Origin of the sequence: Flagellimonas aurea (assembly GCF_017313785.1) — a bacterium.
Lineage (GTDB): Bacteria > Bacteroidota > Bacteroidia > Flavobacteriales > Flavobacteriaceae > Flagellimonas > Flagellimonas aurea.
Genome location: NZ_JAFLNL010000005.1, coordinates 1 through 26,854 on the forward strand (window position 1 = coordinate 1; position 26,854 = coordinate 26,854).

The following is a 26,854-nucleotide window of genomic DNA, read 5'->3' on the forward strand; positions in this document are numbered from 1 at the left end:
CATTGTTGCCGTCCAAGAGCACTTCCTCGATGTTCTGTATCTCGTTCGATGGGTCGAAGTCACCATCCCGTATGTCTATGGTCGCGCTGGCACCATCGGTGATCGTAAGCTCGACGCTCTCGTTGGCAGTGCCGCCAGCGCCTATCCCAAGGTCCTGGTCGTCAGTCCCGTCAAGGGCGTCAACGTAAGCCTTCGTGGCAGCGTCGCTAGCTGCCGTCGGAGTGCCAAGGCCCGTGATCGTCGCTCCGTTCGCATTGTTGCCGTTTACAAGAACATTAGAAAGGTTTTGATTATCAGTATCTATCAAAGCGGCTAGATCAGCCAACGCCACTGAAAAGGTATTGGCTTCAGAATCGGTTATGACCAAATTGGTGTTTGTTCCATCAATATCAAATGAGGTTACGGCCGTGTTTGAATCGGTAAAAATATCCTTCAAACTACTTAAATCAACATTTACATTTCCCCCATCTTCCAAAGAGAGTGATAAAATATTGGTAACATCATCGAAATTGAAACCAGTCAACTGCTGATTGTCCGAGGATGTCAACTCCCATGAATTACCATCCCAAAAATAAATGGTACCCGTATTGGTGTTGACATAGATATCTCCCAAATCAGCACCTGTTGGACTAGTGGCACCTGGACTGGAAACATCAGTTCCTTTAAGCACTTCGCAGTCGCATTGGTCCTGAAGGGTAACGGTTGTTTGTGAAAAGGCAATTCCTGTAAAAAGAAGGAACAATAGGGCTAGAATGCTCTTTTTCATGAGGTTACTATTATTGAAGGTTGTAATACTGTAGTTTGTTGATTTGCTTCTATTTGGATCAATCGGTTTTTAACATAATCCAACTCACCGAATTAAACCACGTACAAAATTACCCTCGCTTTTAGGGTTGAAAAATAATTGTTGTGAACCGATGAAATAGAACTGTCTAGTTCACAAATCTTGAGGTTACCCTAGTATGGTTTTTAGTTTTTATTAAGACAGCTTGTCGATGAAAGCCCAAAAAGACAGTTGTTTACGTAGGTTGAATCTTACGGGGTCTTGGTGATAAATCTAAAAAATGGGTATGGTGACGTTGCTAACCAGTTTCGTTCACAACCAAAAAAAAACGGCTCCAAAAATGGAGCCGTTCATATATTTATCGCTATTGACTTGGAAGGGGTTATTCAAAAATAATAAACTCGGACCTTCTATTTAGTTGGTGTTGTTCTTCGGAACATTGTACTCCATTTGCACAATCGTTTACCAAACGGGTCTCTCCGTAGCCTTCACCCTGGAGTCTATTGGCGGAGATACCTTTCGAAATCATATAATCCACCGTTGCTTCCGCCCTTTTTTGCGATAACCAAAGGTTATAAGCATCAACTCCTCGACTATCGGTGTGTGAATTGACCTTAATCTTAAGGCTTGGATATTTTTCCATGGCAACGATGACCTTTTGAATTTCTATCTCGGCATCCGGCCTTATGTTATATTTATTTAAATCGAAGTATATGGTACTCAGCTGCAACAGTTTTGCCAAATCGTCCCCAAAGCCTCCTGTAACCAGGTCGCGCTCTAGGTAAAAATCAACAATACGTGGTTTTCCATCGGAAATAGGCAGATATTCTTCCGAAGGAACGTAACCGTCCCTGGATGCTCTCACAAAATTTCCTTTGGAACAATCCAGCATGAGTATGTAGTTCCCTTCTGAATCGGTTATAGTCGATGAAATTTCGTTGTTTTCTTCATCTATGATCTTAACGGTTGCTCCCGCCAAGACTTCGTTGGAAATACGATCTCTTACGGTTCCTGTGATTTCTTGAATGCAATCCAAGACCAATGGTTCGTTTTCCACAAACTCATAGATGTCATCATCTCCCATGCCTCCTTCCCTGTTGGAGGAGAAATACCCTGTTTTGTTCTCTGAATTGAAAATGTATGAAAAATCATCCTTCGGTGTGTTGACCGGCTTACCAACGTTTACTACTGGTTGTGTATAATCGTTGTATGCTATTTTTGTCGCGAAAACATCCAATCCTCCCAATCCTTGATGGCCGTCGGAAGAAAAATAAAGTACACCATCCTTGTCAATAAAAGGAAAAGTTTCACGAGCTATGGTGTTGATGTTGCTTCCCAAGTTCTTGATGGGCCCATAGGTACCATCACCTATAATCTCGGTCACAAAAATATCGGACTCGCCCAAACTTCCCGGCATATCGGAGACAAAGTATAATTTTTTACCATCGGGACTTAGCATGGGGTGGGCCACTGAATAGGAATCGCTATTAAACGGGAGTTCCGTTATATTGAGCCATTCACCATCTATGTTTTCTGCGCTGTATATCTTCAATCGGATAATACCTTCTTCATCTTTCTTTTTTCTACCATCGAAAAAATTGTTCCGTGTAAAGTACATGGTAGTACCATCTTTGGTAACTACGGATGTGGACTCGTGCAATCGGGTATTGACGACTCCTCCCAACTTTACCACATTATTATTGGAAACACTATCTGCGTTCACTTTGTATAAATCCAAAAAGTCCCTCGCATTCCAAGTGTGCCGATATCTTGCAAAGTTTCCTGTGTCACGGTCAGAAGCAAAAATGAGTCCTTTTTCGTAGTAGGCGGCGGCAAAATCCGAGTATTTACTATTGTACGGGAATGTTTTAACCGTGTACCGACCTGAGTTTTCCTCAATTTTGGTCATGTAATCTTCATCAAAATCCGACATGGTAGAGGTCATTTCCCTAAATGATTCCATGAGTTGGGCAGCTTGATCATAATTCCCGATTGATTTCAAACTCTGTGCATATCGGAAAACATCTTCAACGGACATTTCATCGGGATATGTGGTGTTGAGCTTTGCATAAGTGTCCGCCGCTTCTTGGTACTTGGCGTTGAAATAGTAGGAGTTTCCCAATCTTTTCAACAAATCGGGCGAAGTGTACCCCTTATCCAACACTTTTTTATAAATATCAATGGCAGGACTAAAGGAATATTGGTTGTACCGCTCATCGGCCCTTTCCATAACCCTTTCCATTTGCTTATCGGGAATACTATCCTTCTGGGCGGTTACTTTTGTCCAAAATCCGCAAACGATGATCAATAATAAGAGTATTCTTTTCGGCATTATAAACTAAATTAAAAGAATCTTGGTGATATGGTTCTCTGGAAGGATTTCAACAATTCCAGCCTCAGGAACACTTCAAAAGACCCATCGTTGAACTGTGTCCCGCCCAATTCGGTCACTTCGCGATCATAGGCCAAGCCCAACATAATCTGGTCGGTCACCTGAAAACCTACCAGACCGCTTACTGCGGCATCCCATCGGTAGGCCGCTCCAAAACTGAACTTTTCCGCAAACAAGAAACTTGCTGAAAGATCTACCTGTAATGGTGCCCCACTTACGGCTTTTGTAAGCAGAGCTGGTTTAAATTGCAGGTCTGGTCCAATATCAAAAACATATCCTGTTATAAGATAGATGTTCATACGTTCTGCGGACAAAAAGTTGACACCTTCACCTGAATTGTCGTTATCAAAATATTCCGATTCAAGCACGTTGGGCGCTGAAACCCCAGCATAAAATTTATCGGTGTGGTAATACACTCCCAAACCAAAATTTGGAGTGAATTTATTGTCAATATTATTTTGATTGACAACCTCTTGGTCAAAATTCCTTAATCCATTAAAGTCCAAATTCAACATGTTTCCTCCGGCTTTTAATCCGAACGATAATTTGGCATCCATGGATACATCGATGGTATAGGATACAACGGCATCCAGATAGGTCTCTTGCACCACACCGTCTCCAATATTATCGTTCACTATGGAAATACCATAGCCCAATCTGCTGTTCCTAATGGGCGAATGAAGATTGAGCGTAAAGGTTTCCGGAGCTCCGTCCAGACCTACCCATTGCGAACGATAAAGTCCAGCAAAACTAAGCTGGCCTCTAGATCCCGCGTAGGCTGGGTTTACGCTCAAGGTATTGTACATGTATTGTGTATACTGGGCATCTTGCTGAGCAAATAGACCCGTGGACAAGATTCCAATGAACAATAAGGTGGTTAAAAAATGTTTCTTTATCATGCTATCCAATATTGTTATCTGCTCAAGTAAATGTATTCTGAGTCCGTAAAACTTCCTTGTTCGGTCTCGTAATTAAATATGTAGAAATAAATTCCAGCTGGAAGATAATCGTTTACACTAAGTGCTGATTTACCGCGAACCCGTCCGTCGAATACATTGCTGACATTATCGTAGTTGTTGCCCGTGAATACCTCAGTCCCCCAGCGATTGAAAATCTTTATTGTACTTGATTTGATGTACTCGACCCCTCTGATGAACAAAAAGTCATTTTTTAAATCTCCATTCGGCGTCAACATTTGATTTACCTCTATGGCCTCCACTTCTACCGTGACTATTGCCGTATCACAATTATCTGGATTACCTACTTCGCAGATGGTGTATTCAATAGTATAGGTGCCTGGTTGGGTCCCGGTTGCCACCGTAACGGTACCATTGTCATTGATCATAAGTTGGTTAGTCGGTGTAGAGGTCAATATTACATCGTTCAACGATACAAATTCGTCATTCAGGGTATCATTCAGCAACACATCGCTACCTGTAATAACCCCTCCCGAGGTACCTGCATTATAATTGTCATCTACGGCATCGATTACATTATCTTCTCCCTGTATTACTTCTACAGTAACCGTTGCGGTATCACAATTATCTACATCCATGATATCACAAATGGTATAAGTTATGGTGTAGGTTCCTTCCGGTGTACCTGGAAGTACGCTTACACTTCCATCGTCATTCACCCTAAGCTCATCTGTTGGCGTGGAAGTCAGAAGTACATCGGCCAAGGTAACAGGTAAACCGTTCAAGGTATCATTTAAAAGCACATCGCTACCGTCAATCACTTCATCTTCACCCAATGTTGCGGAATAGGCATCATCGACCGCATCAATAATGTTACCTCCCATTCCTTCTGTTATTGTTACGGTTACCGTTGCGGTATCGCAATTATCCACATCCATTATATCACAAATCGTATAAGTTATGGTGTAGGTCCCTTCCTGTGTACCTGGAAGTACGCTTACACTTCCATCGTCGTTCACCCTAAGCTCATCTGTTGACGTGGAAGTCAGAAGTACATCGGCAAGTGTAATTGATGAACCGTTCAAGGTATCATTTAAAAGTACATCGCTACCGCCAATTACTTCATCTTCACCCAATGTAGCAGAATAGGTATCATCAACCGCATCAATAGTGTTCGCTCCAACTTCTATATAAATGGTTGCTGATGCACAAACGCTAGGGTCCGGCAATACATTACAAACTTGATATATTATTGTAACCGTTGAATTCGACTCAGACAGTGTTGGTGTATAGTTTACGAAGCCCGTATCGTTATTAAAACTTATAGATCCCCCGGCGTCTCCACCAATTTGTGATAGATTGGTCTCACCTACATTATTAGCGGCGTTGTTTGGCAGATAGTCATCGTTTTCCAAAATATTTATGGCAACTTCTGTTAACGCCTGAGTAGAACCGTAATCATCATTGGCATTGGCCTTCAACGGGTCCGGGTCAGTTTCATTTGGATTACCATCTCCGTCACAATCCAATGCATCCCAATCCGCTGTCTGCGGTAATGTCACGCTTTCAGGTCTGTAATCGCAAGGGTCCAATGGGTCGGTACCATCTTTCTTTTCATCTTCGTTGGTCACGCCATCTCCATCACAATCTGAACTGTTCCATGCGGAGTCGGGAGCTACTGTTTGACTCTCAAGAAGAAAATCACATGCATCCAATGGGTCGGTGCCATCCTCTTTTTCATCTTCGTTGGTAACCCCATCACCATCACAGTCGGCTTCTAGATAATCGCCGGTTTGTGGTAAGGTAACACTCTCCGGCTTGTAATCACAAGGATCTAGAGGATCTGTACCATCTTTCTTTTCGTCTTCATTGGTCACGCCATCTCCATCACAATCTGCTTTCTTCCATTCTTCGGATGGTGAGCAATCTTGGTGTTCCAATATAAAGTCACAAGGGTCCAAGGGGTCTGTACCATCCTCTTTTTCTTTTCCGTTGCTCACACCATCACCGTCACAGTCATCCTTCTTCCATGCATCGGAAACAGAGCAATCCTGGTGTTCCAATATAAAGTCACAAGGATCCAAGGGGTCCGTACCGTCTTCTTTTTCTTTTCCGTTGCTCACACCATCACCGTCGCAGTCGTCCTTCTTCCATGCATCGGAAACAGAGCAATCCCGGTGTTCCAATATAAAGTCACAAGGATCCAAGGGGTCCGTACCGTCTTCTTTTTCTTTTCCGTTGCTCACACCATCACCGTCGCAGTCGTCCTTCTTCCATGCATTGGAAACAGAGCAATCCTGGTGTTCCAATATGAAGTCACAAGGATCCAAGGGGTCCGTACCGTCTTCTTTTTCTTTTCCGTTGCTTACACCATCACCGTCGCAGTCGTCCTTCTTCCATGCATCGGTAATAGAGCAATTCTGATGTGCCAATATAAAATCACAAGGATCCAAGGGATCCGTACCGTCTTCTTTTTCCTTTCCATTGGTCACACCATCACCGTCACAGTCGTCCTTTTTCCATGCTTCGGAAGGAGCACAGTCTTGGTGTTCCAAAATAAAATCGCAAGGGTCATTATAATCAGTACCATCTTTTTTCTCCTGTTCGCATGTAACACCATCGCCGTCACAATCCTGTGCCGACAACGCATTCGCCAACGGATTCCATAAGTTGGAAATATCCGAAAAAGGAACATCGGAATATGATGTGGTCTTGGTTACCACATCCAAATTATGATTATGTAAAGGGGCAAAACCAAAAGATGAGGTAAATCCAAAAACTAAACACCACAAAGTAGTGGTGGATTTAAGGACTAAATGCTTCTTTAGTCTTACAAAAGTAAAGTTCTCCATAAATGATAGTTTTGATCAACTAATCACCATGGCGCTTGTAAGTATAATCCTATAATTGTAAGAAAATTGGGGTTTTCTTGGTTACTTCAATAACTCTGTCCGTTCGACACATATTGATATAAACAGGTCACATAATTAGCCCATTTGTGTTTCACCTCCTATTTTAATCGATAAAAGGCAATTTCCGTATCATTAAGTTACCTTATCTGCATATTAAGCAAACAGATAAGTGTTGAGTGAACCGGTCAGTGTTTCAAAAGCAGGCGAAAAATACCTTTCTTTTTGGATCTAGAAGCTTAAATTCTTTGATTTTTTTCCAATGATATCAACAATGCCTAATCATTTTAAAAATGAGTGGCAAAAGATTTAAATCCCGTATTTTTGCCGAAATTTTTGTTGATGGATTTTGAAAAGGAAATAGCGAAACGAAGAACTTTTGGCATTATCTCCCACCCCGATGCGGGTAAAACTACACTTACCGAAAAACTCTTGTTGTTCGGTGGGGCCATTCAAGAAGCCGGTGCGGTAAAAAGTAATAAAATCAAAAAATCCGCCACCAGTGATTTTATGGAAATCGAACGCCAAAGGGGAATTTCCGTTGCAACTTCTGTACTGGCCTTTATTTATAAGGACAAAAAAATAAATATTCTAGACACCCCTGGACACAAGGATTTTGCCGAGGATACCTTCCGAACTTTGACCGCTGTTGACAGTGTTATCGTTGTAATCGATGTAGCCAAAGGTGTCGAGGAACAGACGGAAAAATTGGTTGAGGTTTGCCGTATGCGCAACATCCCCATGATTGTTTTTATCAACAAATTGGATCGCGAAGGTAAAGACGCGTTCGACCTATTGGACGAAGTGGAGCAAAAGTTAGGGTTAACGGTAACCCCGCTGAGTTTTCCTATTGGAATGGGATACGATTTTAAGGGTATCTACAACATTTATGAGAAAAACATCAACCTGTTTAGCGGTAATAGTAAAAAGAATATAGAGGAGACCATCGCTTTTGATAACTTGGACAATCCAGAACTTGAGAAATTGATCGGTACAAATGCCGCTGATGAATTACGAAGTAATCTAGAACTGGTAGAAGGGGTTTATCCTGATTTTGACCAAGATGCCTATTTGAAAGGTGAATTGCAGCCAGTGTTTTTTGGCTCCGCTCTGAACAATTTTGGAGTTCGGGAACTACTGGATTGCTTTGTGAACATAGCTCCTTCCCCAAGGCCAAAGAAAGCCGAAGAACGTTTGGTAAAGGCCAACGAAAAGGACTTTTCGGGTTTTGTATTTAAGATACATGCCAATATGGACCCTAAGCACCGTGACCGCCTTGCCTTTGTAAAGATAGTATCCGGTACTTTCGAACGAAACACTCCATACTTGCATGTACGTCAGGGCAAAAAGCTTAAATTTTCGAGTCCCAATGCTTTTTTTGCCGAGAAAAAGGAGATTGTGGACATTTCCTATCCTGGAGATATTGTAGGGCTTCATGATACTGGGAACTTTAAAATCGGTGACACCTTGACCAGCGGTGAAGAGTTGCACTACAAGGGAATCCCAAGTTTCTCACCGGAACATTTCAGGTACATCAACAATGCCGATCCCATGAAAGCGAAGCAATTGTACAAAGGCATCGACCAGCTTATGGACGAAGGGGTCGCTCAGTTGTTCACCTTGGAATTAAACGGCAGAAAAATTATAGGAACCGTTGGAGCTCTGCAATACGAGGTAATTCAATATCGATTGGAGCATGAGTATGGTGCTAAGTGTACCTACGAAAATTTCCCTGTGCACAAAGCTTGTTGGGTAGAGCCAAAGGATGAAAAAAACGAAGAGTTCCAAGAATTTAAACGGGTAAAGCAAAAGTTTTTGGCTACCGACAAGAAAGGACAATTGGTATTTTTGGCGGATTCTCCGTTTTCACTTCAAATGACACAGCAAAAATACCCTTCAGTGAAGTTACACTATACTTCAGAATTTGAGTAAACCCCGTAATCCAAATCATTTACATGATTGGTTATTAATTGATTACATAGTTCAAATCTATTTTTTTCGTACATTGATTAATGTAACCAATTAAATAATCAGATTATGACTACTTCGAAAAAACCACCTGTTTGGTTCTGGGTGGTGAGCGTAATAGCTCTTTTATGGAATTTGGTAGGCGTTATGAACTATCTCAATCAAGCATTCAATCAAGTAGCTCTATTAGAAGCTATGGATCAAGCGCAACGCACAGCTTTTGAAAGTATCCCCGCCTGGGCCACGGCCGCTTTCGCCATCGCTGTTTTTTCGGGCACATTGGCTTGTATCGGGCTTTTACTGCGTAAAAAGTGGGCCAGAACATTTTTTGTTATCTCACTGATTGCAGCTGTCGCACAATTTATCCACTGGCTGTTCATATCAAATGCCGTTGAGGCTTTTGGACCGTCTACCTATACAATGCCGGTGATTGTTGTAATTATCGGGATTTACCTGATATTCTTTTCAAAAAAAGGAATTGAAAAGGGATGGTTGAAATAAAAAAAGGCCCTGAAATATTTCAGGGCCTTTTTTTATGCTTCACCAGTGGGTCCAAAATTTAGTGGAATCGCTGGTTGCTCGTAGTCTTGAATTGTTCCGTGCGCCTGTTCAAAGCGGCTAACGTTATCGTTCAATGCCTTGAGCAGCTTTTTGGCATGTTGTGGGGTCAATATTATCCTGCTCTTTACCTTGGCTTTTGGAGCGCCGGGCATCAAGCTAATAAAGTCCACCACAAATTCAGAGACGGAGTGGTTGATGATGGCAAGATTGGAATAGATTCCTTCTGCCGTTTTCTCGTCCAACTCAATATTTATCTGTTTCTGATTTTTCTTTTCTTCGGCCATAAATAATATTTGTCTTAAAAAGAAAAACCCCGACCTATAAGGCCAGGGTTTATAATGTTTAGAATTTAAACTCCTCTTTTCGGGCCATAATCTCATCGTATTCCTCTTTGGAACCTACAATGATGCTATCATAATCCCTCATACCGGTACCGGCTGGAATCTTATGTCCTACAATTACGTTTTCCTTCAATCCTTCCAAGGTATCTATCTTACCACTTACCGCGGCTTCGTTCAATACTTTGGTGGTTTCTTGGAACGATGCTGCAGAGATAAATGATTTTGTCTGCAACGAAGCTCTTGTAATACCTTGCAAGATTGGGGTAGCAGTAGCTGCTACAGCATCTCTTGCAGATACCAAGGTCTTGTCCTCTCTTCTAAGAATAGAATTTTCGTCCCTTAGCTCACGTACTGTCAAAATCTGTCCTGGTTTCAACCTTTCTGAATCACCGGCGTCCTCAACAACTTTTTTACCGAAAATCTCATCGTTCTCGTTGATAAAGTCATCTTTGTGCACCAATTGATTTTCCAAGAAAATGGTATCTCCTGGGTCTTGGATTTTTACTTTACGCATCATCTGTCTTACAACAACCTCAAAGTGCTTATCGTTGATTTTCACACCTTGCAAACGGTATACTTCCTGTACCTCGTTCACCAAGTATTGCTGTACCGCTGATGGTCCTTTAATGGCCAAGATATCTTCTGGGGTAATGGAACCATCGGACAATGGCATACCCGCACGTACGTAGTCATTCTCCTGAACCAATATCTGGTTGGACAATTTGACCAAGTACTTCTTGATATCACCTGTCTTAGACTCGATGATAATCTCACGATTACCACGCTTGATCTTACCGAAGGAAACTACACCATCAATCTCCGATACAACAGCTGGGTTGGATGGGTTACGTGCTTCGAAAAGCTCCGTTACCCTTGGAAGACCTCCAGTAATATCCCCTGCCTTGGCAGATTTACGTGGGATTTTTACCAAAATCTTACCTTCCTTCACCTTGTCTCCATCATTGATCATCAAGTGAGAGCCTACTGGCAAGTTGTACGACCTTAGTGTTTCACCTTTACTGTTCTGAATCAATAAAGTTGGTATCAGTTTCTTGTTTCTGGACTCGGAAATTACCTTTTCTTGGAAACCGGTCTGCTCATCGATTTCAACCTGATAAGTAACCCCTTGCTCAATATTCTCGTAAGCTATCTGCCCAGAGAACTCAGAAACGATTACACCGTTATATGGATCCCACTCACAAATCACAGTTCCTTTGGTAATCTTCTCACCGTCCTTAATGAACAATTGAGAACCGTAAGGAATGTTATTTGTACTTAAAGTGATTCCTGTTTTCTGATCTACAATCTTAACTTCAGAGGTTCTGGAGATTACAATGTTGGTCTTTTTACCATCACTGCCCTCACCTTCAACTACACGCAAGTCTTCGATTTCGGCAACACCATCAAATTTGGACTCCAATTTGTTATCCTCGGATATGTTACCTGCAATACCCCCTACGTGGAAGGTACGCAATGTCAACTGTGTACCAGGCTCACCGATGGACTGTGCAGCTACAACACCTACAGCCTCACCTCTTTGTACCATTTTATTGGTAGCAAGGTTACGTCCATAACATTTGGCACAGATACCTTGTGCAGCCTCACATGTTAACGGAGACCTTACTTCTACCTTTTCGATTGGAGCTGCCTCTACCCTTCTAACATCGGCCTCATTGATTTCTTGTCCTGCTCTCAGCACAAGCTCTTCGGTCAATGGGTTGTATACATCGTGCAACGATACCCTACCCAAGATTCTCTCACCTAGGCTTTCAACAATCTCCTCGTTTTTCTTCAATGGTTCTACCTCGATACCTCTCAAGGTTTCACAATCTTCGCTGTTCACGATAACATCCTGTGAAACATCCACCAAACGTCGAGTCAAGTAACCCGCATCCGCTGTTTTCAAAGCGGTATCCGCAAGACCCTTACGCGCACCATGGGTAGAGATAAAGTATTCCAAAATCGATAGACCTTCCTTAAAGTTGGAAAGAATCGGGTTTTCGATAATCTCACCACCACCTGCAGTAGATTTTTTAGGCTTGGCCATCAAACCACGCATACCGGTTAACTGACGAATCTGTTCTTTGGAACCCCTCGCACCAGAATCCAACATCATATATACAGAGTTGAATCCTTGTTTGTCCTCACGGATACGCTTCATTGCCAATTCGGTCAACATAGCATTCGTAGAGGTCCAAACGTCAATTACCTGGTTGTAACGTTCGTTGTTGGTGATAAGACCCATGTTATAGTTCATCATAATACCATCGACCTGCTCGTTGGCTTCGCCGATCATATCCTGCTTTTCTGCAGGGATGATAATATCACCCAAACTAAAGGACAATCCACCTTTAAAGGCGAAATCATATCCCATAGCCTTGATTTTATCCAAGAAGTCAGCCGTTGTAGGCACATCGGTTACCGCAAGAATGTCCCCGATAATATTTCTAAGGGCTTTCTTGTTCAATACTTGGTTGATGAATCCTGCTTGCTCTGGCACTTCCGTGTTGAACAATACACGACCTACAGTGGTTTCAATGATTTGATAGACCAACTCACCTTCTTCGTTAAAGTCTTTTGCTCTAACCTTGATTCCGGCGTTAAGAGAAACTTTTCTCTCGTTGAAGGCTATTTCTACCTCTTCAGAAGAATAGAAGGTCAACCCTTCACCCAATACAGGCTCTTCTGGAGTAGATTTCTTATGCTTGGTCATATAGTACAATCCCAAGACCATATCCTGAGATGGTACGGTAATCGGAGAACCGTTCGCTGGGTTAAGGATGTTCTGTGAAGCCAACATCAATAATTGAGCTTCCAAAATGGCCTCTGGTCCCAATGGCAAGTGAACTGCCATCTGATCCCCATCAAAATCCGCGTTAAATGCGGTACATGCCAATGGGTGCAAACGAATCGCCTTACCCTCGATAAGTTTTGGCTGGAACGCTTGTATACCCAATCTGTGCAATGTGGGGGCACGGTTCAATAATACTGGATGCCCTTTAAGGACATTTTCAAGAATATCCCATACTACGGGCTCTTTCTTGTCTATAATCTTTTTCGCAGATTTAACGGTCTTTACAATACCTCTTTCAATCAACTTACGGATGATGAAAGGCTTGTATAGCTCGGCCGCCATATCTTTGGGAAGACCGCATTCGTACAATTTCAATTCCGGCCCAACGACGATTACGGAACGAGCGGAGTAATCCACACGTTTACCCAAAAGGTTTTGACGGAAACGACCTTGCTTACCTTTCAAGGAATCGGAAAGGGATTTCAATGGCCTGTTTGATTCTGTTTTTACCGCAGATGCCTTTCTTGTATTATCGAAAAGGGAATCCACCGCTTCTTGAAGCATACGTTTTTCGTTCCTCAAGATCACCTCGGGCGCCTTGATTTCCATCAAACGCTTCAAACGGTTGTTACGGATGATTACCCTACGGTACAGGTCGTTCAAATCGGAAGTCGCAAAACGACCACCGTCCAACGGCACCAACGGACGCAATTCTGGTGGGATCACAGGAATTACCTTCATGATCATCCACTCAGGGTTGTTCTCCCTATTTCCTTGCGACTCACGCAAAGCTTCCACTACTTGAAGACGCTTCAAGGCTTCGGTCTTACGTTGTTTTGAAGTCTCGGTGTTTGCCTTATGGCGAAGTTCGTACGACAATTGTTCCAAATCAATTCTGGACAAAATGTCAATCAAACACTCGGCACCCATTTTGGCAATGAACTTGTTTGGATCGGTATCCTCCAAGTATTGGTTCTCGGTAGGAATGGATTCCAAAATGTTCAAGTACTCCTCCTCGGTCAAGAAATCCATTTTTTGGATTTCCTCACCTTCTGGACCTTTGGCAATACCGGGCTGGATAACCACATACCTTTCGTAGTATATGATCATATCCAACTTCTTGGACGGCAATCCCAAAAGGTAACCTATTTTGTTTGGCAACGAACGGAAGTACCAGATATGCGCTACGGGAACCACAAGGTTAATGTGCCCTACACGGTCTCTACGTACTTTCTTTTCCGTCACTTCAACACCACAACGGTCACAAACGATTCCGCGGTAACGGATTCTCTTGTATTTACCACAGGCACACTCATAATCCTTTACAGGACCAAAAATACGCTCGCAGAACAATCCATCACGCTCTGGTTTGTGCGTTCGATAGTTAATGGTTTCAGGCTTCAACACTTCTCCTCGGGACTCGGCCAAGATTGACTCTGGAGAGGCCAATCCGATAGAAATTTTGTTGAACCTTTTTTGTGCGTTATTATCTTTAATTCTAGCCATAACAATATGGTGATGATATAATTAATGTAATATAGTGTTCTACTCTTCCAAACGGATATCCAAGCCCAAACCTTTAAGTTCGTGCATCAATACGTTGAAAGATTCTGGCAAACCAGGTTCTGGCATGGTCTCACCTTTTACGATGGTCTCATAGGTCTTGGCTCTTCCGATCACGTCATCGGACTTAACGGTCAATATCTCCCTAAGGGTAGATGACGCTCCGTAAGCTTCCAATGCCCAAACTTCCATCTCTCCAAAACGCTGACCACCAAACTGAGCTTTACCACCCAATGGTTGCTGTGTGATCAAGGAGTATGGTCCAATAGATCTTGCGTGCATCTTATCGTCTACCATGTGACCTAGTTTCAACATGTAGATGACACCAACGGTTGCACGTTGGTCAAAACGCTGACCTGTTCCTCCATCATATAGGTAGGTGTGTCCAAATCTTGGAATACCTGCTTCATCGGTAATCTTATTGATTTCATCCAATGAGGCACCATCGAAAATTGGAGTCGCATATTTTTGACCCAACTTCAATCCGGCCCAACCCAATACGGTTTCATAAATCTGACCAATGTTCATCCTTGAAGGTACACCAAGTGGGTTCAATACGATATCCACTGGGGTTCCATCTTCCAAGAACGGCATGTCCTCTTGACGAACGATACGGGCCACGATACCTTTGTTACCGTGACGACCTGCCATTTTATCACCTACTTTCAACTTACGTTTTTTGGCGATATAAACTTTGGCCAGCTTCATGATACCTGCAGGAAGTTCATCTCCAACAGAGATGGTGAACTTGTCCCTTCTAAGGTTACCTTGAATATCGTTCAATTTGATTTTGTAGTTGTGCAACAAATCGGCTACCAAAGCATTGGTATCGTCATCCGTTGTCCAGCTACCTCCTACCAAGTGAGCGAAATCGTCAACAGCGTTCAACATTTTGATGGTGTATTTCTTTCCTTTTGGAAGTACTTCTTCACCCAAATCATTGATTACACCTTGAGATGTTTTTCCACTGATCAATCCAAACAACTTCTCGATCAATTCATCTTTAAGTTGTTGGAACTTCACTTCGTAGTCCAACTCCAATCTTGAAATGGCCTCTTTATCTTCTGAACGTTTTCTCTTGTCCTTGATGGAACGGGAGAACAATTTCTTATCGATAACAACACCTCTCAATGATGGTGAAGCTTTCAATGAAGCATCCTTAACGTCACCCGCTTTGTCACCAAAGATGGCACGCAACAATTTTTCTTCTGGAGTTGGGTCCGATTCTCCTTTTGGAGTGATCTTACCGATCAAGATATCACCGGGCTTCACTTCGGCACCGATACGGATCATACCGTATTCGTCCAAATCCTTTGTTGCCTCTTCGGATACGTTTGGAATATCGTTTGTCAATTCCTCTGCACCCAATTTGGTGTCCCTTACTTCAAGAGAGTACTCATCCACATGGATAGAGGTAAAGATATCCTCGCGCACCACTTTTTCGGAGATTACGATCGCATCCTCAAAGTTGTATCCTTTCCAAGGCATAAAGGCCACCTTCATGTTTCTACCCAAGGCCAATTCACCTTTTTCGGTAGCATAACCTTCACAAAGTACCTGACCTTTTTTCACCTTGTCCCCTTTTCTTACGATTGGTTTCAAGTTGATACTGGTCCCTTGGTTTGTTTTTCTGAACTTCACCAATTGGTAGGTCTTCGAGTCATCGTCAAAGCTTACCAACCTTTCTTCATCGGTTCTATCGTACTTAATGGTGATCTTCTGTGCATCCACATACTCAACAACTCCATCTCCTTCGGCATTGATCAATACTCGGGAATCGGTAGCTACTTGTCTTTCCAGACCTGTACCTACGATCGGAGAGTCTGGTCTCAACAATGGAACTGCCTGACGCATCATGTTCGATCCCATCAACGCACGGTTCGCATCATCGTGCTCCAAGAACGGAATCAACGATGCGGAAATGGAAGCAATCTGGTTAGGCGCAACGTCGGTATATTTTACCTCTGTTGGGTCCACAACCGGGAAATCACCTTCTTCACGGGCAATTACCTTCTCCCTTTCAATGGTACCGTCATCTGCCAATGGAATATTGGCTTGGGCGATCTTCATTCCTTCCTCTTCCTCTGCACTTAGGTAAATGTGGTTTTTAGTATCCACTTTACCATTCTCTACTTTACGGTAAGGAGTTTCCAAGAAGCCCATATTGTTCACCTTGGCAAACACGGACAATGAAGAGATCAAACCAATGTTCGGTCCTTCAGGTGTCTCGATGGGACACAATCTTCCGTAGTGTGTATAGTGAACGTCACGCACCTCGAAACCTGCTCTTTCACGGGAAAGACCACCTGGCCCCAATGCGGACAATCTTCTTTTGTGTGTAATCTCGGCCAACGGGTTCGTCTGGTCCATGAACTGGGACAACTGGTTGGTTCCGAAGAAAGAATTGATCACGGAAGACAATGTCTTTGCGTTGATCAAATCTATCGGTGTAAACACTTCGTTGTCACGAACGTTCATACGCTCACGGATGGTACGTGCCATACGTGCCAAACCTACGCCAAACTGCTGGGACAATTGCTCCCCAACGGTTCTAACACGACGGTTGGACAAGTGATCGATATCATCAATCTCCGCTTTGGAGTTGATCAACTCGATCAAATATTTAATAATGGTGATGATATCTTCTTTGGTCAAAACTTGTTTGTCCATTCCGATATCCAATCCCAGTTTTTTGTTCATTCGGTAACGACCTACCTCACCTAAGTTGTAACGTTGGTCGGAGAAGAACAATTTATCGATAATACCACGAGCGGTCTCTTCATCTGGCGGCTCGGCATTACGTAATTGTCTATAGATATGTTCTACCGCTTCCTTTTCAGAATTGGTAGGGTCCTTTTGCAAGGTGTTATGGATGATGGCGTAATCGGATTGTGCATTGTTTTCCTTATGAAGCAAAATGGTCTTCACATCGGCATCAATGATCTCATCGATATGCTCTTTTTCCAAAACTGTATCACGATCAAGTACAATTTCGTTTCTTTCGATGGAAACCACTTCACCTGTATCCTCGTCCACGAAATCCTCATGCCATGTGTTCAACACCCTAGCGGCCAATTTACGGCCCAATACTTTTTTAAGTCCGGATTTGGAAACCTTTACTTCTTCCGAAAGGTCGAAGATTTCCAAAATATCCTTGTCCCTTTCAAACCCGATGGCACGGAACAAAGTGGTTACCGGTAATTTTTTCTTCCTATCGATGTAGGCATACATCACCGAATTGATATCGGTGGCGAACTCGATCCAAGATCCTTTGAACGGGATTACCCTGGCCGAATACAATTTTGTCCCGTTTGCGTGGAAAGATTGTCCAAAGAAAACTCCTGGAGATCTGTGCAACTGGGATACTACAACACGTTCCGCTCCGTTAATCACGAAAGTACCACTTGGAGTCATGTAAGGGATGGTCCCCAAATACACGTCCTGTACAATGGTTTCAAAATCTTCGTGCTCTGGATCGGTACAGTACAATTTTAGACGCGCCTTTAACGGTACGCTATAGGTAAGTCCACGCTCTATACATTCTTGGATGGAATATCGTGGTGGATCAATGAAGTAATCCAAAAACTCAAGTACGAACTGGTTTCTGGTATCGGTGATTGGAAAATTCTCCATGAAGGTGTTGTAGAGACCTTCGTTTCCTCTTTCGTCAGATTTAGTTTCAAGCTGGAAAAAGTCTTGGAACGATTTTATCTGAATGTCCAAGAAATCCGGGTATTCCGGTATGTTCTTAGCGGATGCGAAATTAACTCTTTCAATAGTGTTTGTGAACATCTATGGACAAATTTTGATCGTGATTACTAAGTGGGTTGGTGTACGGCTTTATACACTCCTTATATAAATAGGCTAAGGTCTAACCAAAAATGGAAAGACCTTAACCAAGTTCTAATGGGAAAAGCGATTATTTAAGCTCAACTTCTGCTCCAGCTTCTTCCAATGATTTTTTGATACCTTCTGCTTCGTCTTTAGAAATACCTTCTTTAACAGCTTTTGGTGCGCTATCAACGATATCTTTAGCCTCTTTAAGACCAAGACCTGTCAATTCTTTCACCAATTTAACAACTGCCAATTTAGAACCACCAGCAGCAGTAAGGATTACATCAAATTCTGATTTTTCTTCAGCAGCCTCACCACCTTCTGCGGCTCCACCACCAGCGGCAACAGCTACTGCAGCAGCAGCAGGCTCGATACCGTATTCTTCTTTTAAAATGTCGGCCAACTCATTTACCTCTTTTACTGTAAGGTTTACCAACTGTTCTGCAAAATCTTTTAAATCTGCCATTTTTCTATCGTTTAATAAAAATGTTTAAAAATATACTTAGTTTATTGTGCGCGAATTATTCTTTCTCAGACAAAGTCTTAAGGATACCTGCCAATTTACCGCCACCAGACTTAAGTCCAGAAATAACGTTTTTGGCTGGGGATTGCAACAATCCGATGATATCTCCGACAACTTCTTCTTTGGACTTGATATTAACAAGTGCATCAAGGTTGTTATCGCCGATATATACTGCCTCTTCAATAAAGGCACCTTTCAACAATGGTTTATCTGATTTTTTTCTAAAGTTCTTGATAAGTTTCGCTGGTGCATTTCCCGTTTCGGACAACATCAAAGATGTATTTCCTTTCAAAACTTCGGGAAGTTCACCGAATTCCTTATCAGAAGCTTCCATTGCCTTTGCAAGCAATGTGTTCTTTACGACCGCAAGCTTTATATTAGCCTTGAAACACGCTCTTCTTAAGTTAGAGGTGTCCACGGCATTCAATCCTGATATATCCGCCAAATAAATGTTTGGATTATCAGCCAACTGTGCAGTCAAGTCTTTTATCACCGTTGCTTTTTCTTCTCTTGTCATAGTTATAAAAATTGAACTACCAGTTTATTGAACTGCTTTTGGATCTAATTGAACACTAGGACTCATGGTACTTGACAAGTAAATACTCTTCATGTACACACCTTTTGCTGCGGAAGGCTTCAACTTGATCAATGTATCGATCAATTCCCTAGCATTTCCAGCAATTTTATCTGCAGAGAAAGATGCTTTCCCGATAGCAGCGTGCACGATACCTGTTTTGTCCACTTTAAAGTCAATCTTACCGGCTTTAACATCGGAAACGGCTTTTGCCACATCCATAGTTACTGTTCCGGTCTTTGGATTGGGCATCAAACCTCTCGGTCCCAACACTCGTCCTAATGGACCAAGTTTACCCATTACGCTTGGCATAGTGATGATAACATCAACATCCGTCCAACCGTTTTTGATTTTATCCAAATATTCGTCCAACCCAACAAAGTCCGCACCTGCTTCTTTAGCTTCTGCTTCTTTGTCTGGAGTCACCAATGCCAAAACTTTAACGTCTTTCCCTGTTCCGTGAGGAAGGGTTACAACGCCACGCACCATTTGATTGGCTTTTCTTGGATCTACGCCCAAACGAACTGCCAAATCAATGGAAGCATCAAATTTCACATTGGTTATTTCTTTTACTAAAGCTGATGCTTCTTCCAAAGTATAGAGCTTATTCTTGTCTATCTTGGCTTGAGCCTCTTTTTGCTTTTTAGTCAATCTTGCCATTTCTTACTTGCTTTCAGATTTTAAAAAGGTCTTTGTCCTGCTATTTTCAGACCCATAGATCTTGCAGTACCAGCAACCATACTCATTGCAGATTCCACGGTAAAAGCGTTCAAATCCACCATTTTATCTTCGGCGATCGCTTTTACTTGATCCCATGTTACTGAACCATTCTTAACCCTGTTAGGTTCGCCAGATCCTTTTTTAATCTTAGCCACTTCCATCAATTGAACTGCCGCAGGTGGTGTTTTTACAACAAACTCGAAAGATTTGTCTTTGTAAACGGTGATAACAACAGGTAATACTTTACCTTGTTTGTCCTGCGTACGAGCATTAAACTGCTTACAGAACTCCATAATGTTAACACCAGCAGCACCTAAGGCGGGTCCAACCGGTGGCGATGGGTTCGCAGCACCTCCCCTAACTTGTAATTTAACTACCTTATCTACTTCTTTTGCCATTGTTTCTAATTAAATTCAAAGTGTGTCAATTGGAAGCAACACAGCTTTATATATGTAACAGCTCTTGTTATACTTTCTCTACTTGCATATAGCTAAGTTCCAGTGGAGTTTTTCTACCAAAAATCTTCACCATAACCTCCAGCTTACGCTTTTCTTCATTGATTTTTTCAACAGTTCCGTTAAAACCATTGAAAGGTCCATCAATAACCTTTACTGTTTCACCCAATACAAATGGAATAGAAACGTTATCTGTATTCACAGCCAACTCATCTACTTTACCAAGCATACGGTTGACTTCTGACTTTCTCAAGGGTACTGGATCACCACCTTTCACCTCGCCCAAGAAACCAATCACATTGGTTATGGATCGGATGATGTGAACCATTTCTCCTCCAAGATTGGCCTTTATCATAATATATCCTGGAAAGTAAACTCTTTCTTTATTGATTTTCTTTCCATTACGTATCTGAACAACTTTTTCGGTAGGCACAAGAACTTCTTCGAGGTAGTCACCAAATCCAGCGCGCTCGACCTCGCTCTCTATATAGCCCTTGATCTTGTTCTCCTGACCACTGACCGCTCTTACTACATACCATTTTTTCTCCAGAACCTCAGACATATCGAACGATCTTTACCCTATTAATTTTTCAAAATACAACGTGATCAATTTACTGAACAAGGAATCAACACCCCAAGTTGCCAAAGCAAATAAAATGGAAAAAACCGCCACAATAACCATCAGGTTGGAGGCTTTGCTCCTTTCCAACCAAGTAACATTGTTTCTAAGCTCTTCTAATGATTCCTTTATGTAAGTGACCATAATTTTAAAGTATTTTGCTAGCACGGGAGGAGAGACTTTCCTCGGGATAAACTTCTCGTCTCACTTCACTATGCCAATATTTTCTTTTTGCACGGGAGGAGAGACTCGAACTCCCGACACCTGGTTTTGGAGACCAGTGCTCTACCAACTGAGCTACACCCGTTTATAATTACACTGAAAGGTATCCCGATTAAATCGGAACACCCTTGAGTGCAATTTTATAATATATTCTGAAATTAATCTAGAATCTCAGTAACCTGACCAGCACCTACTGTTCTACCACCTTCACGGATAGCGAAACGTAGACCAACGCTCAATGCGATTGGCTGAATCAAATCTACAGTAATTGTCAAGTTATCACCTGGCATTACCATTTCAACTCCATCAGGAAGGTTGATGTTACCTGTTACGTCAGTTGTACGAACGTAGAACTGTGGACGGTAGTTGTTATGGAATGGAGTGTGACGCCCACCTTCTTCTTTTTTCAAGATATAAACCTCAGCTTTGAATTTAGCGTGCGGCTTAACAGAACCTGGCTTACAGATAACCATACCTCTTTTGATATCGGATTTCTCGATACCCCTCAAAAGAAGACCAACGTTATCACCAGCTTCACCTCTATCCAAAATCTTACGGAACATCTCAACACCAGTAATGGTAGAAGACAATTTCTCAGCACCCATACCAATGATATCTACAGCATCACCAGTGTTGGCAACACCTGTTTCGATACGACCGGTAGCAACAGTACCACGACCCGTAATAGTGAATACATCTTCGATTGGCATAAGGAAGTCTTTATCAACCTCACGAGTTGGCTCCTCGATCCAGCTATCAACAGCTTCCATCAATTCCATTACAGTGTCAACCCATTTTTGCTCACCGTTCAAAGCACCTAGTGCAGAACCAGAGATTACAGGTCCGTTATCACCATCATACTCGTAGAAAGAAAGCAATTCTCTTACTTCCATCTCAACAAGCTCCAATAGCTCCTCATCATCCACCATGTCAACTTTGTTCAAGAAAACAACGATACGTGGAATACCTACCTGACGACCCAAAAGGATGTGCTCACGAGTCTGTGGCATAGGACCATCAGTTGCAGCAACCACCAAAATAGCACCGTCCATCTGAGCAGCACCAGTAACCATGTTCTTTACGTAATCCGCGTGACCAGGACAGTCAACGTGAGCGTAGTGACGGTTAGCAGTTTGGTACTCAACGTGTGAAGTGTTGATAGTAATACCTCTTTCTTTTTCTTCTGGCGCGTTATCGATGGAGTCAAAGCTTCTAAGCTCGGACAAACCAGCGTTCGCCAATACAGTGGTAATAGCAGCAGTCAATGTTGTTTTACCGTGATCCACGTGTCCAATGGTACCAATATTTAAGTGGGGTTTGGAACGATCAAAAGTTTCCTTTGCCATTTTAAAATAATTTTAATCTTAGTTTATATTAGTGTACAAATCGTTTTGAGCCAATGACGGGAATTGAACCCGTGACCTCTTCCTTACCAAGGAAACGCTCTACCCCTGAGCTACACCGGCCTATGGGTTATCAGGTTTAGAGTTTAAAGTTACAAGCTTAGCTCGTCAAAACTTCAACCTTTTTACACTTGCATCTAAAAGATTCAAGTTTATATGGAGCGGGAGACCGGGTTCGAACCGGCGACATTCAGCTTGGAAGGCTGACGCTCTACCAACTGAGCTACTCCCGCATTTTTTTCTGGATTTTCATCCAAAGATTCCAATATTTCAAAAAACCTTCTATCCCGATTGTTCCGACGAACAATCTCTTGTGGGGGGAGCAGGATTCGAACCTGCGAAGGTAAAAACCAACAGATTTACAGTCTGTCCTCGTTGGCCGCTTGAGTATCCCCCCGCCTTATTTTCAGTAACTTACGAGCCGATAGAGGGACTCGAACCCACGACCTGCTGATTACAAATCAGCTGCTCTAGCCAGCTGAGCTATATCGGCATTTCACCGCTTTTTTCTCACTAAAAAAGCCCGCTATTTCTAACGGACTGCAAATGTATATATTTATATTTTAATTCAAAATAAAATTTGAAAAATTTTCATCAAGCATTCGCCCTTAACTTCTCCTTCTTCTTCACCAACTGTCTTTCCAAGGAACTACAGGCCGAATCCACCGCCTCCTCAAAAGACTTACATTGCTTTTTCACCATGATTTTGTCGCGAGGTACGAACACCATGATTTCCACGATCTTATTCTCTTTTGCACTTGTGTTTTCCACTTTCAAATAAACATCCGATTCGATGACCTTGTCATAAAACAATTCCAACTTGTCCATTCGCTTTTGGACAAAGTCGATGAGTTTACCATCAGCTGTAAAATTTACCGATTGTGCGTTTACTTTCATAAGACGAAGTTTTAGTACTGTCAAAGACAGTGAAGTTAAACAATACAAGAATTTTATTTCTTGTTTCTTGGGTGGGCCTTTTGATGCACTTTTTTAAGTTCGGCAATACTATTGTGCGTATACACCTGTGTTGATGCCAAACTTGAATGGCCCAGTAATTCCTTTACGGAATTTAAATCCGCTCCCCTATTCAGCAAGTGTGTTGCAAAGGTGTGCCTTAATATGTGAGGGCTCTTTTTCACCTTAGGGGACACTAAACTAAAATACTTATTTATGGTTCGATAAACAAGTGTTTCATAAATTTTAAGACCTTCTTTTGTTAAAATCAAGAAAGACGAATCCGTCACATTTTCAAGCTCCGAACGCTTGATCAAATAGCTTTTAATTCGCTCTATGGTTGATGCCAGCATGGGAATGATACGCTCCTTGTTGCGCTTACCCAGCACTTTGATGACCTGGGATGAAAAATCCACATCTTTGATTTTCAGGTTTACCAATTCCGCCCTACGCATTCCTGTGGTGTACAACAACTCTATAATGAGTTTATCCCGCTCACCCTCAAAATCATCAGTAAATGGAATCTCAGACAGGATCTCCTCCATTTCGTTCTCGGAAAAAGGCACCTCCATTTTCTTACTTGTTTTCAGCGCCCTGTGCTTTGCCAAAGGTGAAACGGCAATATCACCTACCTTCAATAAAAATTTATAGTAGGCCTGTAGTGAAGATATTTTTCTATTGATGGTCCTATTTGAAATACCGCTGTCGGATAGCTCAACTATCCAGTTCCTGATCAATGGATACGAAATCTTCACAATATTTTCCTCCCCATGGTTCTCCGAACAGAATTGAGAAAAGGTTTCAATATCCTTTTGATATGCCCTTACGGTATGATCGGAGTAATTCTTCTCCAACCTCAAATAAGATATAAAAGCGGTTACGGACATATATCAAAGGTAGCAATTTAGATTGCCCTTGGATATAAAACGAAAAATCCCGTTCCAATATTGGAACGGGATTCATATATTTTGTAAAAGCGATAGCCCTATACTTCTTCTTGATCCCTAAGACCTTGAATGTACTGTGCTTTTTGTATTTGCGCTCTACGCTCTACAGAAGGCTTGGTGAACTGCTGTCTTGATCTTAACTGACGCATGGTACCTGTTCTGTCGAACTTACGTTTGAAACGCTTTAAAGCTCTATCGATGTTTTCTCCTTCTTTAACTGGTATAATTAACATGGGCTACAACCTCCTTTCTTTAAAATTTTGGTCTGCAAATATACAAATGATATTCAATGGGTAAAGAAATATTTTATTTTTTTGATGGAAAGCTATTATGAACGCTTTTTGTATTCCTTTTTATCCACAATGATCTTGGCTAAAATTTCCTTTAAAATCTCGGATGTACCCCCGCCAATTGGCCCTAACCTACTATCGCGCATCAAACGCGCCATAGGATAATCTTCTATATATCCGTAACCGCCCAAAAACTGTAGACAGTTATAAATGACCTCATCGGCCATTTTTGTGGATTTCAATTTGGAAATCGTGGCTTCCTTCACCACATAGACACCTTTATCCATTTGCGCTACGGTAGCATAATTGAACTGCTTGCACAACAACATATCGGAATATAGATCCACCAATCGGTGGCGCAATGCCTGGAATTGGTCTATACTTCTACCGAACGCCTCACGTTCGGACATGTATTGCAGGGCATAATCAAGAGCAAACTCTGCACGCGCGTGCGCGTTTATTCCCATTACCAATCGCTCCAAAGCAAAGGCTTCCATAATATAACCAAAGCCTTCGTTTTCGGTACCCAACAAATTTGAAGCAGGAACCTCAACATTGTCAAAGGCCAGCTCAGCGGTATCGGATGCGCGCCAACCCAACTTGTTCAACTTACTGGCAGAGACACCTTTTGCATGCCTATCCATCACAAACATACTGATACCTTTATTGCCGGCATCCTTATCGGTTTTTGCCGCTAGTATAATATAGTCCCCGTAAACACCATTGGTAATAAATGTTTTGGACCCATTTACAATATATACGTCTCCTTTCTTTTCGGCAGTGGTTCGCATAGCGGCTACATCACTCCCCCCAAAGGGCTCGGACACTCCTAAACAACCAATCTTATTACCCAGCACACTGGGTTCCAGATAAGCTTTTTTCTGCCCATCGTTGGCCAATTTGTTCAAATAGGTCATCGCGAGATACTGGTGCGCCCACATGGCGGCAGCAAAACCTCCCGAATTGATTTTTTGTAATTCTTCCAGAAAAATAACGGTATAAAAAAGGTCGAGGTTCAATCCCGAATAGGCTTCTGGGGTCATCAATCCAAAAAAGCCCATTTCACCGAACTTGGGCCATATAGATTTATCAATTTTACCGGATTCCTCCCATTCCTCTATATGGGGAACAACTTCTTTCTGTAAAAAATCCTTCAAACTTTCGCGGAATAAGTTATGCTCTTCCGTGAAGTACATTTCGTTCATAGCACCTATTTTATAAAGACAAATATAAAGCTATTCTATCTAGCTTTTCTGTAGGGAATCCGTCTACTTGACTCAATTCCTGTAAAGATGCAAATAAACCATTTTTATCTCTATATTCCACAATGTTGGATGCCAATGAACCATTTATATAGACCAATCGGGATAATTCTTTTGCATTGGCCTTGTTCACATTGATTTTGCCCACCTCAGGTTTGTCAATCACTTGAAACTTGAGCAATGCTTTCCCCACGACCTCTGGTTCAAGCCCGTAAACATCATATAATTGTTCACTAACCAAAAAACCACCCAACCTATCCCTGAACTTTATAATTCGTTTGGATAATGTTTCCCCGATACCGTAGACTTGTCTCAATTCTTCAGCCGTTGCTGCATTCAAGTCTTTGATATTGGTTTCGGTCGCAGGCTTTGAAGTTGTCTTCTTTACCGTTTGATTTTTTCCTGCCCATTCTGGAAATTTGAAATAGGGCGAGATTTTATTTAAAAGTGAATCGGATATCTGGGTAACTGTTTGGAACTCCTTGTCCGAATTCACAAATTTTCCTTGATCCCTAAAAGTGAACAACCTATCCAATTCAGATGGAGACAATCCCAGGGCGTAGCCCTTATAATCGGTTAAATAATTTGGATTGAAGGGATATATTTTTTGGGATTTATCAAATCGCTCCTTTTTAAGACTGTCTATCTTGGTTTGCTCGACAGCATTGAGGGCAAAATCACTTTTTAAATTGGATGGGGTTGCCTTCACATAATAATACCCACATTGAAGCACGACCACGATCAACAACAAAAAGAAAATCCCACTTCGTTCTTGTTTATTGAACCTGAAGTGGGATTGTTTTCTCATAATATGCAGGAGCT

The 26,854-nt window shown here is 42.1% G+C and carries 21 protein-coding genes and 5 tRNA genes; 2 read left to right on the forward strand and 24 right to left on the reverse strand.

The window, feature by feature from the left end; genetic code table 11:
* From J0656_RS09935 to J0656_RS09950, 4 genes are all read right to left on the reverse strand, one after another.
* Window positions 1-766, reverse strand: a 766-nt coding sequence (locus tag J0656_RS09935; RefSeq protein WP_207033347.1) for a hypothetical protein, incomplete at its 3' end; no start/stop codon positions are given.
* A 400-nt stretch (window positions 767-1,166) separates the two neighbouring features.
* On the reverse strand, window positions 1,167-3,116 hold the full coding sequence (locus tag J0656_RS09940; RefSeq protein WP_207033349.1) for an OmpA family protein: 1,950 nt from the start codon (window positions 3,114-3,116) through the stop codon (window positions 1,167-1,169).
* Window positions 3,117-3,127: 11 nt separating this feature from the next.
* Window positions 3,128-4,075, reverse strand: a complete 948-nt coding sequence (locus J0656_RS09945; RefSeq protein ID WP_207033350.1) for a PorP/SprF family type IX secretion system membrane protein — start codon at window positions 4,073-4,075, stop codon at window positions 3,128-3,130.
* A gap of 14 nt (window positions 4,076-4,089) precedes the next feature.
* The gene (locus tag J0656_RS09950) at window positions 4,090-6,945 is read right to left on the reverse strand and encodes a T9SS type B sorting domain-containing protein (protein ID WP_207033353.1); all 2,856 of its coding nucleotides are present in this window, start codon (window positions 6,943-6,945) and stop codon (window positions 4,090-4,092) included.
* Between the two features lie 399 nt (window positions 6,946-7,344).
* On the opposite strand from J0656_RS09950, the gene J0656_RS09955 reads away from it, so the two are divergent.
* Window positions 7,345-8,934, forward strand: a complete 1,590-nt coding sequence (locus tag J0656_RS09955; protein ID WP_207033832.1) for a peptide chain release factor 3 — start codon at window positions 7,345-7,347, stop codon at window positions 8,932-8,934.
* 105 nt (window positions 8,935-9,039) lie between these two features.
* A complete protein-coding gene (locus tag J0656_RS09960) occupies window positions 9,040-9,471 on the forward strand; it encodes a hypothetical protein (RefSeq protein ID WP_207033355.1) in 432 nt (143 codons plus the stop codon).
* A 32-nt stretch (window positions 9,472-9,503) separates the two neighbouring features.
* Here the strand turns inward: J0656_RS09960 and J0656_RS09965 are convergent, their stop codons facing one another.
* The 20 genes from J0656_RS09965 to J0656_RS10060 all read right to left on the reverse strand — a co-directional run bounded on the left by J0656_RS09965 (window position 9,504) and on the right by J0656_RS10060 (window position 26,840).
* A complete protein-coding gene (locus tag J0656_RS09965; RefSeq protein ID WP_207033357.1) occupies window positions 9,504-9,815 on the reverse strand; it encodes a DUF3467 domain-containing protein in 312 nt (103 codons plus the stop codon).
* Window positions 9,816-9,873: 58 nt separating this feature from the next.
* A complete protein-coding gene (rpoC, locus tag J0656_RS09970) occupies window positions 9,874-14,172 on the reverse strand; it encodes a DNA-directed RNA polymerase subunit beta' (protein ID WP_207033359.1) in 4,299 nt (1,432 codons plus the stop codon).
* A gap of 39 nt (window positions 14,173-14,211) precedes the next feature.
* Entirely contained in the window at window positions 14,212-18,021 is a 3,810-nt protein-coding gene (gene rpoB / locus J0656_RS09975; protein ID WP_207033361.1) for a DNA-directed RNA polymerase subunit beta, read from the reverse strand.
* A gap of 127 nt (window positions 18,022-18,148) precedes the next feature.
* Window positions 18,149-18,529: a 50S ribosomal protein L7/L12 gene (gene rplL / locus J0656_RS09980; protein ID WP_207033363.1), complete on the reverse strand. Its 381-nt coding sequence runs from the start codon at window positions 18,527-18,529 to the stop codon at window positions 18,149-18,151.
* 55 nt (window positions 18,530-18,584) lie between these two features.
* Entirely contained in the window at window positions 18,585-19,103 is a 519-nt protein-coding gene (gene rplJ, locus J0656_RS09985) for a 50S ribosomal protein L10 (protein ID WP_207033365.1), read from the reverse strand.
* 24 nt (window positions 19,104-19,127) lie between these two features.
* Complete coding sequence (rplA, locus tag J0656_RS09990; RefSeq protein ID WP_207033368.1) at window positions 19,128-19,820, reverse strand: 50S ribosomal protein L1; 693 nt, start codon at window positions 19,818-19,820, stop codon at window positions 19,128-19,130.
* 20 nt (window positions 19,821-19,840) lie between these two features.
* A complete protein-coding gene (gene rplK / locus J0656_RS09995) occupies window positions 19,841-20,278 on the reverse strand; it encodes a 50S ribosomal protein L11 (protein ID WP_108247119.1) in 438 nt (145 codons plus the stop codon).
* A 67-nt stretch (window positions 20,279-20,345) separates the two neighbouring features.
* Window positions 20,346-20,897, reverse strand: coding sequence for a transcription termination/antitermination protein NusG (gene nusG, locus J0656_RS10000; protein ID WP_108247120.1), 552 nt, complete (start codon window positions 20,895-20,897; stop codon window positions 20,346-20,348).
* Window positions 20,898-20,909: 12 nt separating this feature from the next.
* Window positions 20,910-21,098: a preprotein translocase subunit SecE gene (secE, locus tag J0656_RS10005; RefSeq protein ID WP_207033370.1), complete on the reverse strand. Its 189-nt coding sequence runs from the start codon at window positions 21,096-21,098 to the stop codon at window positions 20,910-20,912.
* 90 nt (window positions 21,099-21,188) lie between these two features.
* Window positions 21,189-21,261, reverse strand: a tRNA-Trp gene (locus J0656_RS10010).
* Between the two features lie 73 nt (window positions 21,262-21,334).
* Complete coding sequence (gene tuf / locus J0656_RS10015) at window positions 21,335-22,522, reverse strand: elongation factor Tu (RefSeq protein ID WP_108247122.1); 1,188 nt, start codon at window positions 22,520-22,522, stop codon at window positions 21,335-21,337.
* 48 nt (window positions 22,523-22,570) lie between these two features.
* A tRNA-Thr gene (locus tag J0656_RS10020) sits at window positions 22,571-22,642 on the reverse strand.
* Window positions 22,643-22,736: 94 nt separating this feature from the next.
* A tRNA-Gly gene (locus tag J0656_RS10025) sits at window positions 22,737-22,812 on the reverse strand.
* A gap of 81 nt (window positions 22,813-22,893) precedes the next feature.
* Window positions 22,894-22,976, reverse strand: a tRNA-Tyr gene (locus J0656_RS10030).
* A gap of 22 nt (window positions 22,977-22,998) precedes the next feature.
* A tRNA-Thr gene (locus tag J0656_RS10035) sits at window positions 22,999-23,072 on the reverse strand.
* Window positions 23,073-23,173: 101 nt separating this feature from the next.
* A complete protein-coding gene (gene hpf / locus J0656_RS10040; protein WP_108247123.1) occupies window positions 23,174-23,476 on the reverse strand; it encodes a ribosome hibernation-promoting factor, HPF/YfiA family in 303 nt (100 codons plus the stop codon).
* 53 nt (window positions 23,477-23,529) lie between these two features.
* Window positions 23,530-24,420: a phage lytic cycle repressor MrpR family protein gene (locus tag J0656_RS10045; RefSeq protein WP_207033372.1), complete on the reverse strand. Its 891-nt coding sequence runs from the start codon at window positions 24,418-24,420 to the stop codon at window positions 23,530-23,532.
* A 98-nt stretch (window positions 24,421-24,518) separates the two neighbouring features.
* Window positions 24,519-24,713 carry a 30S ribosomal protein S21 gene (gene rpsU, locus J0656_RS10050; RefSeq protein ID WP_090299076.1) on the reverse strand — a complete coding sequence of 65 codons (195 nt, stop codon included), beginning with the start codon at window positions 24,711-24,713 and terminating at the stop codon, window positions 24,519-24,521.
* A gap of 95 nt (window positions 24,714-24,808) precedes the next feature.
* On the reverse strand, window positions 24,809-25,975 hold the full coding sequence (locus tag J0656_RS10055) for an acyl-CoA dehydrogenase family protein (protein WP_207033374.1): 1,167 nt from the start codon (window positions 25,973-25,975) through the stop codon (window positions 24,809-24,811).
* Window positions 25,976-25,985: 10 nt separating this feature from the next.
* The gene (locus J0656_RS10060) at window positions 25,986-26,840 is read right to left on the reverse strand and encodes a ComEA family DNA-binding protein (RefSeq protein ID WP_207033376.1); all 855 of its coding nucleotides are present in this window, start codon (window positions 26,838-26,840) and stop codon (window positions 25,986-25,988) included.
* Between the last annotated feature and the right edge of the window lie 14 nt (window positions 26,841-26,854).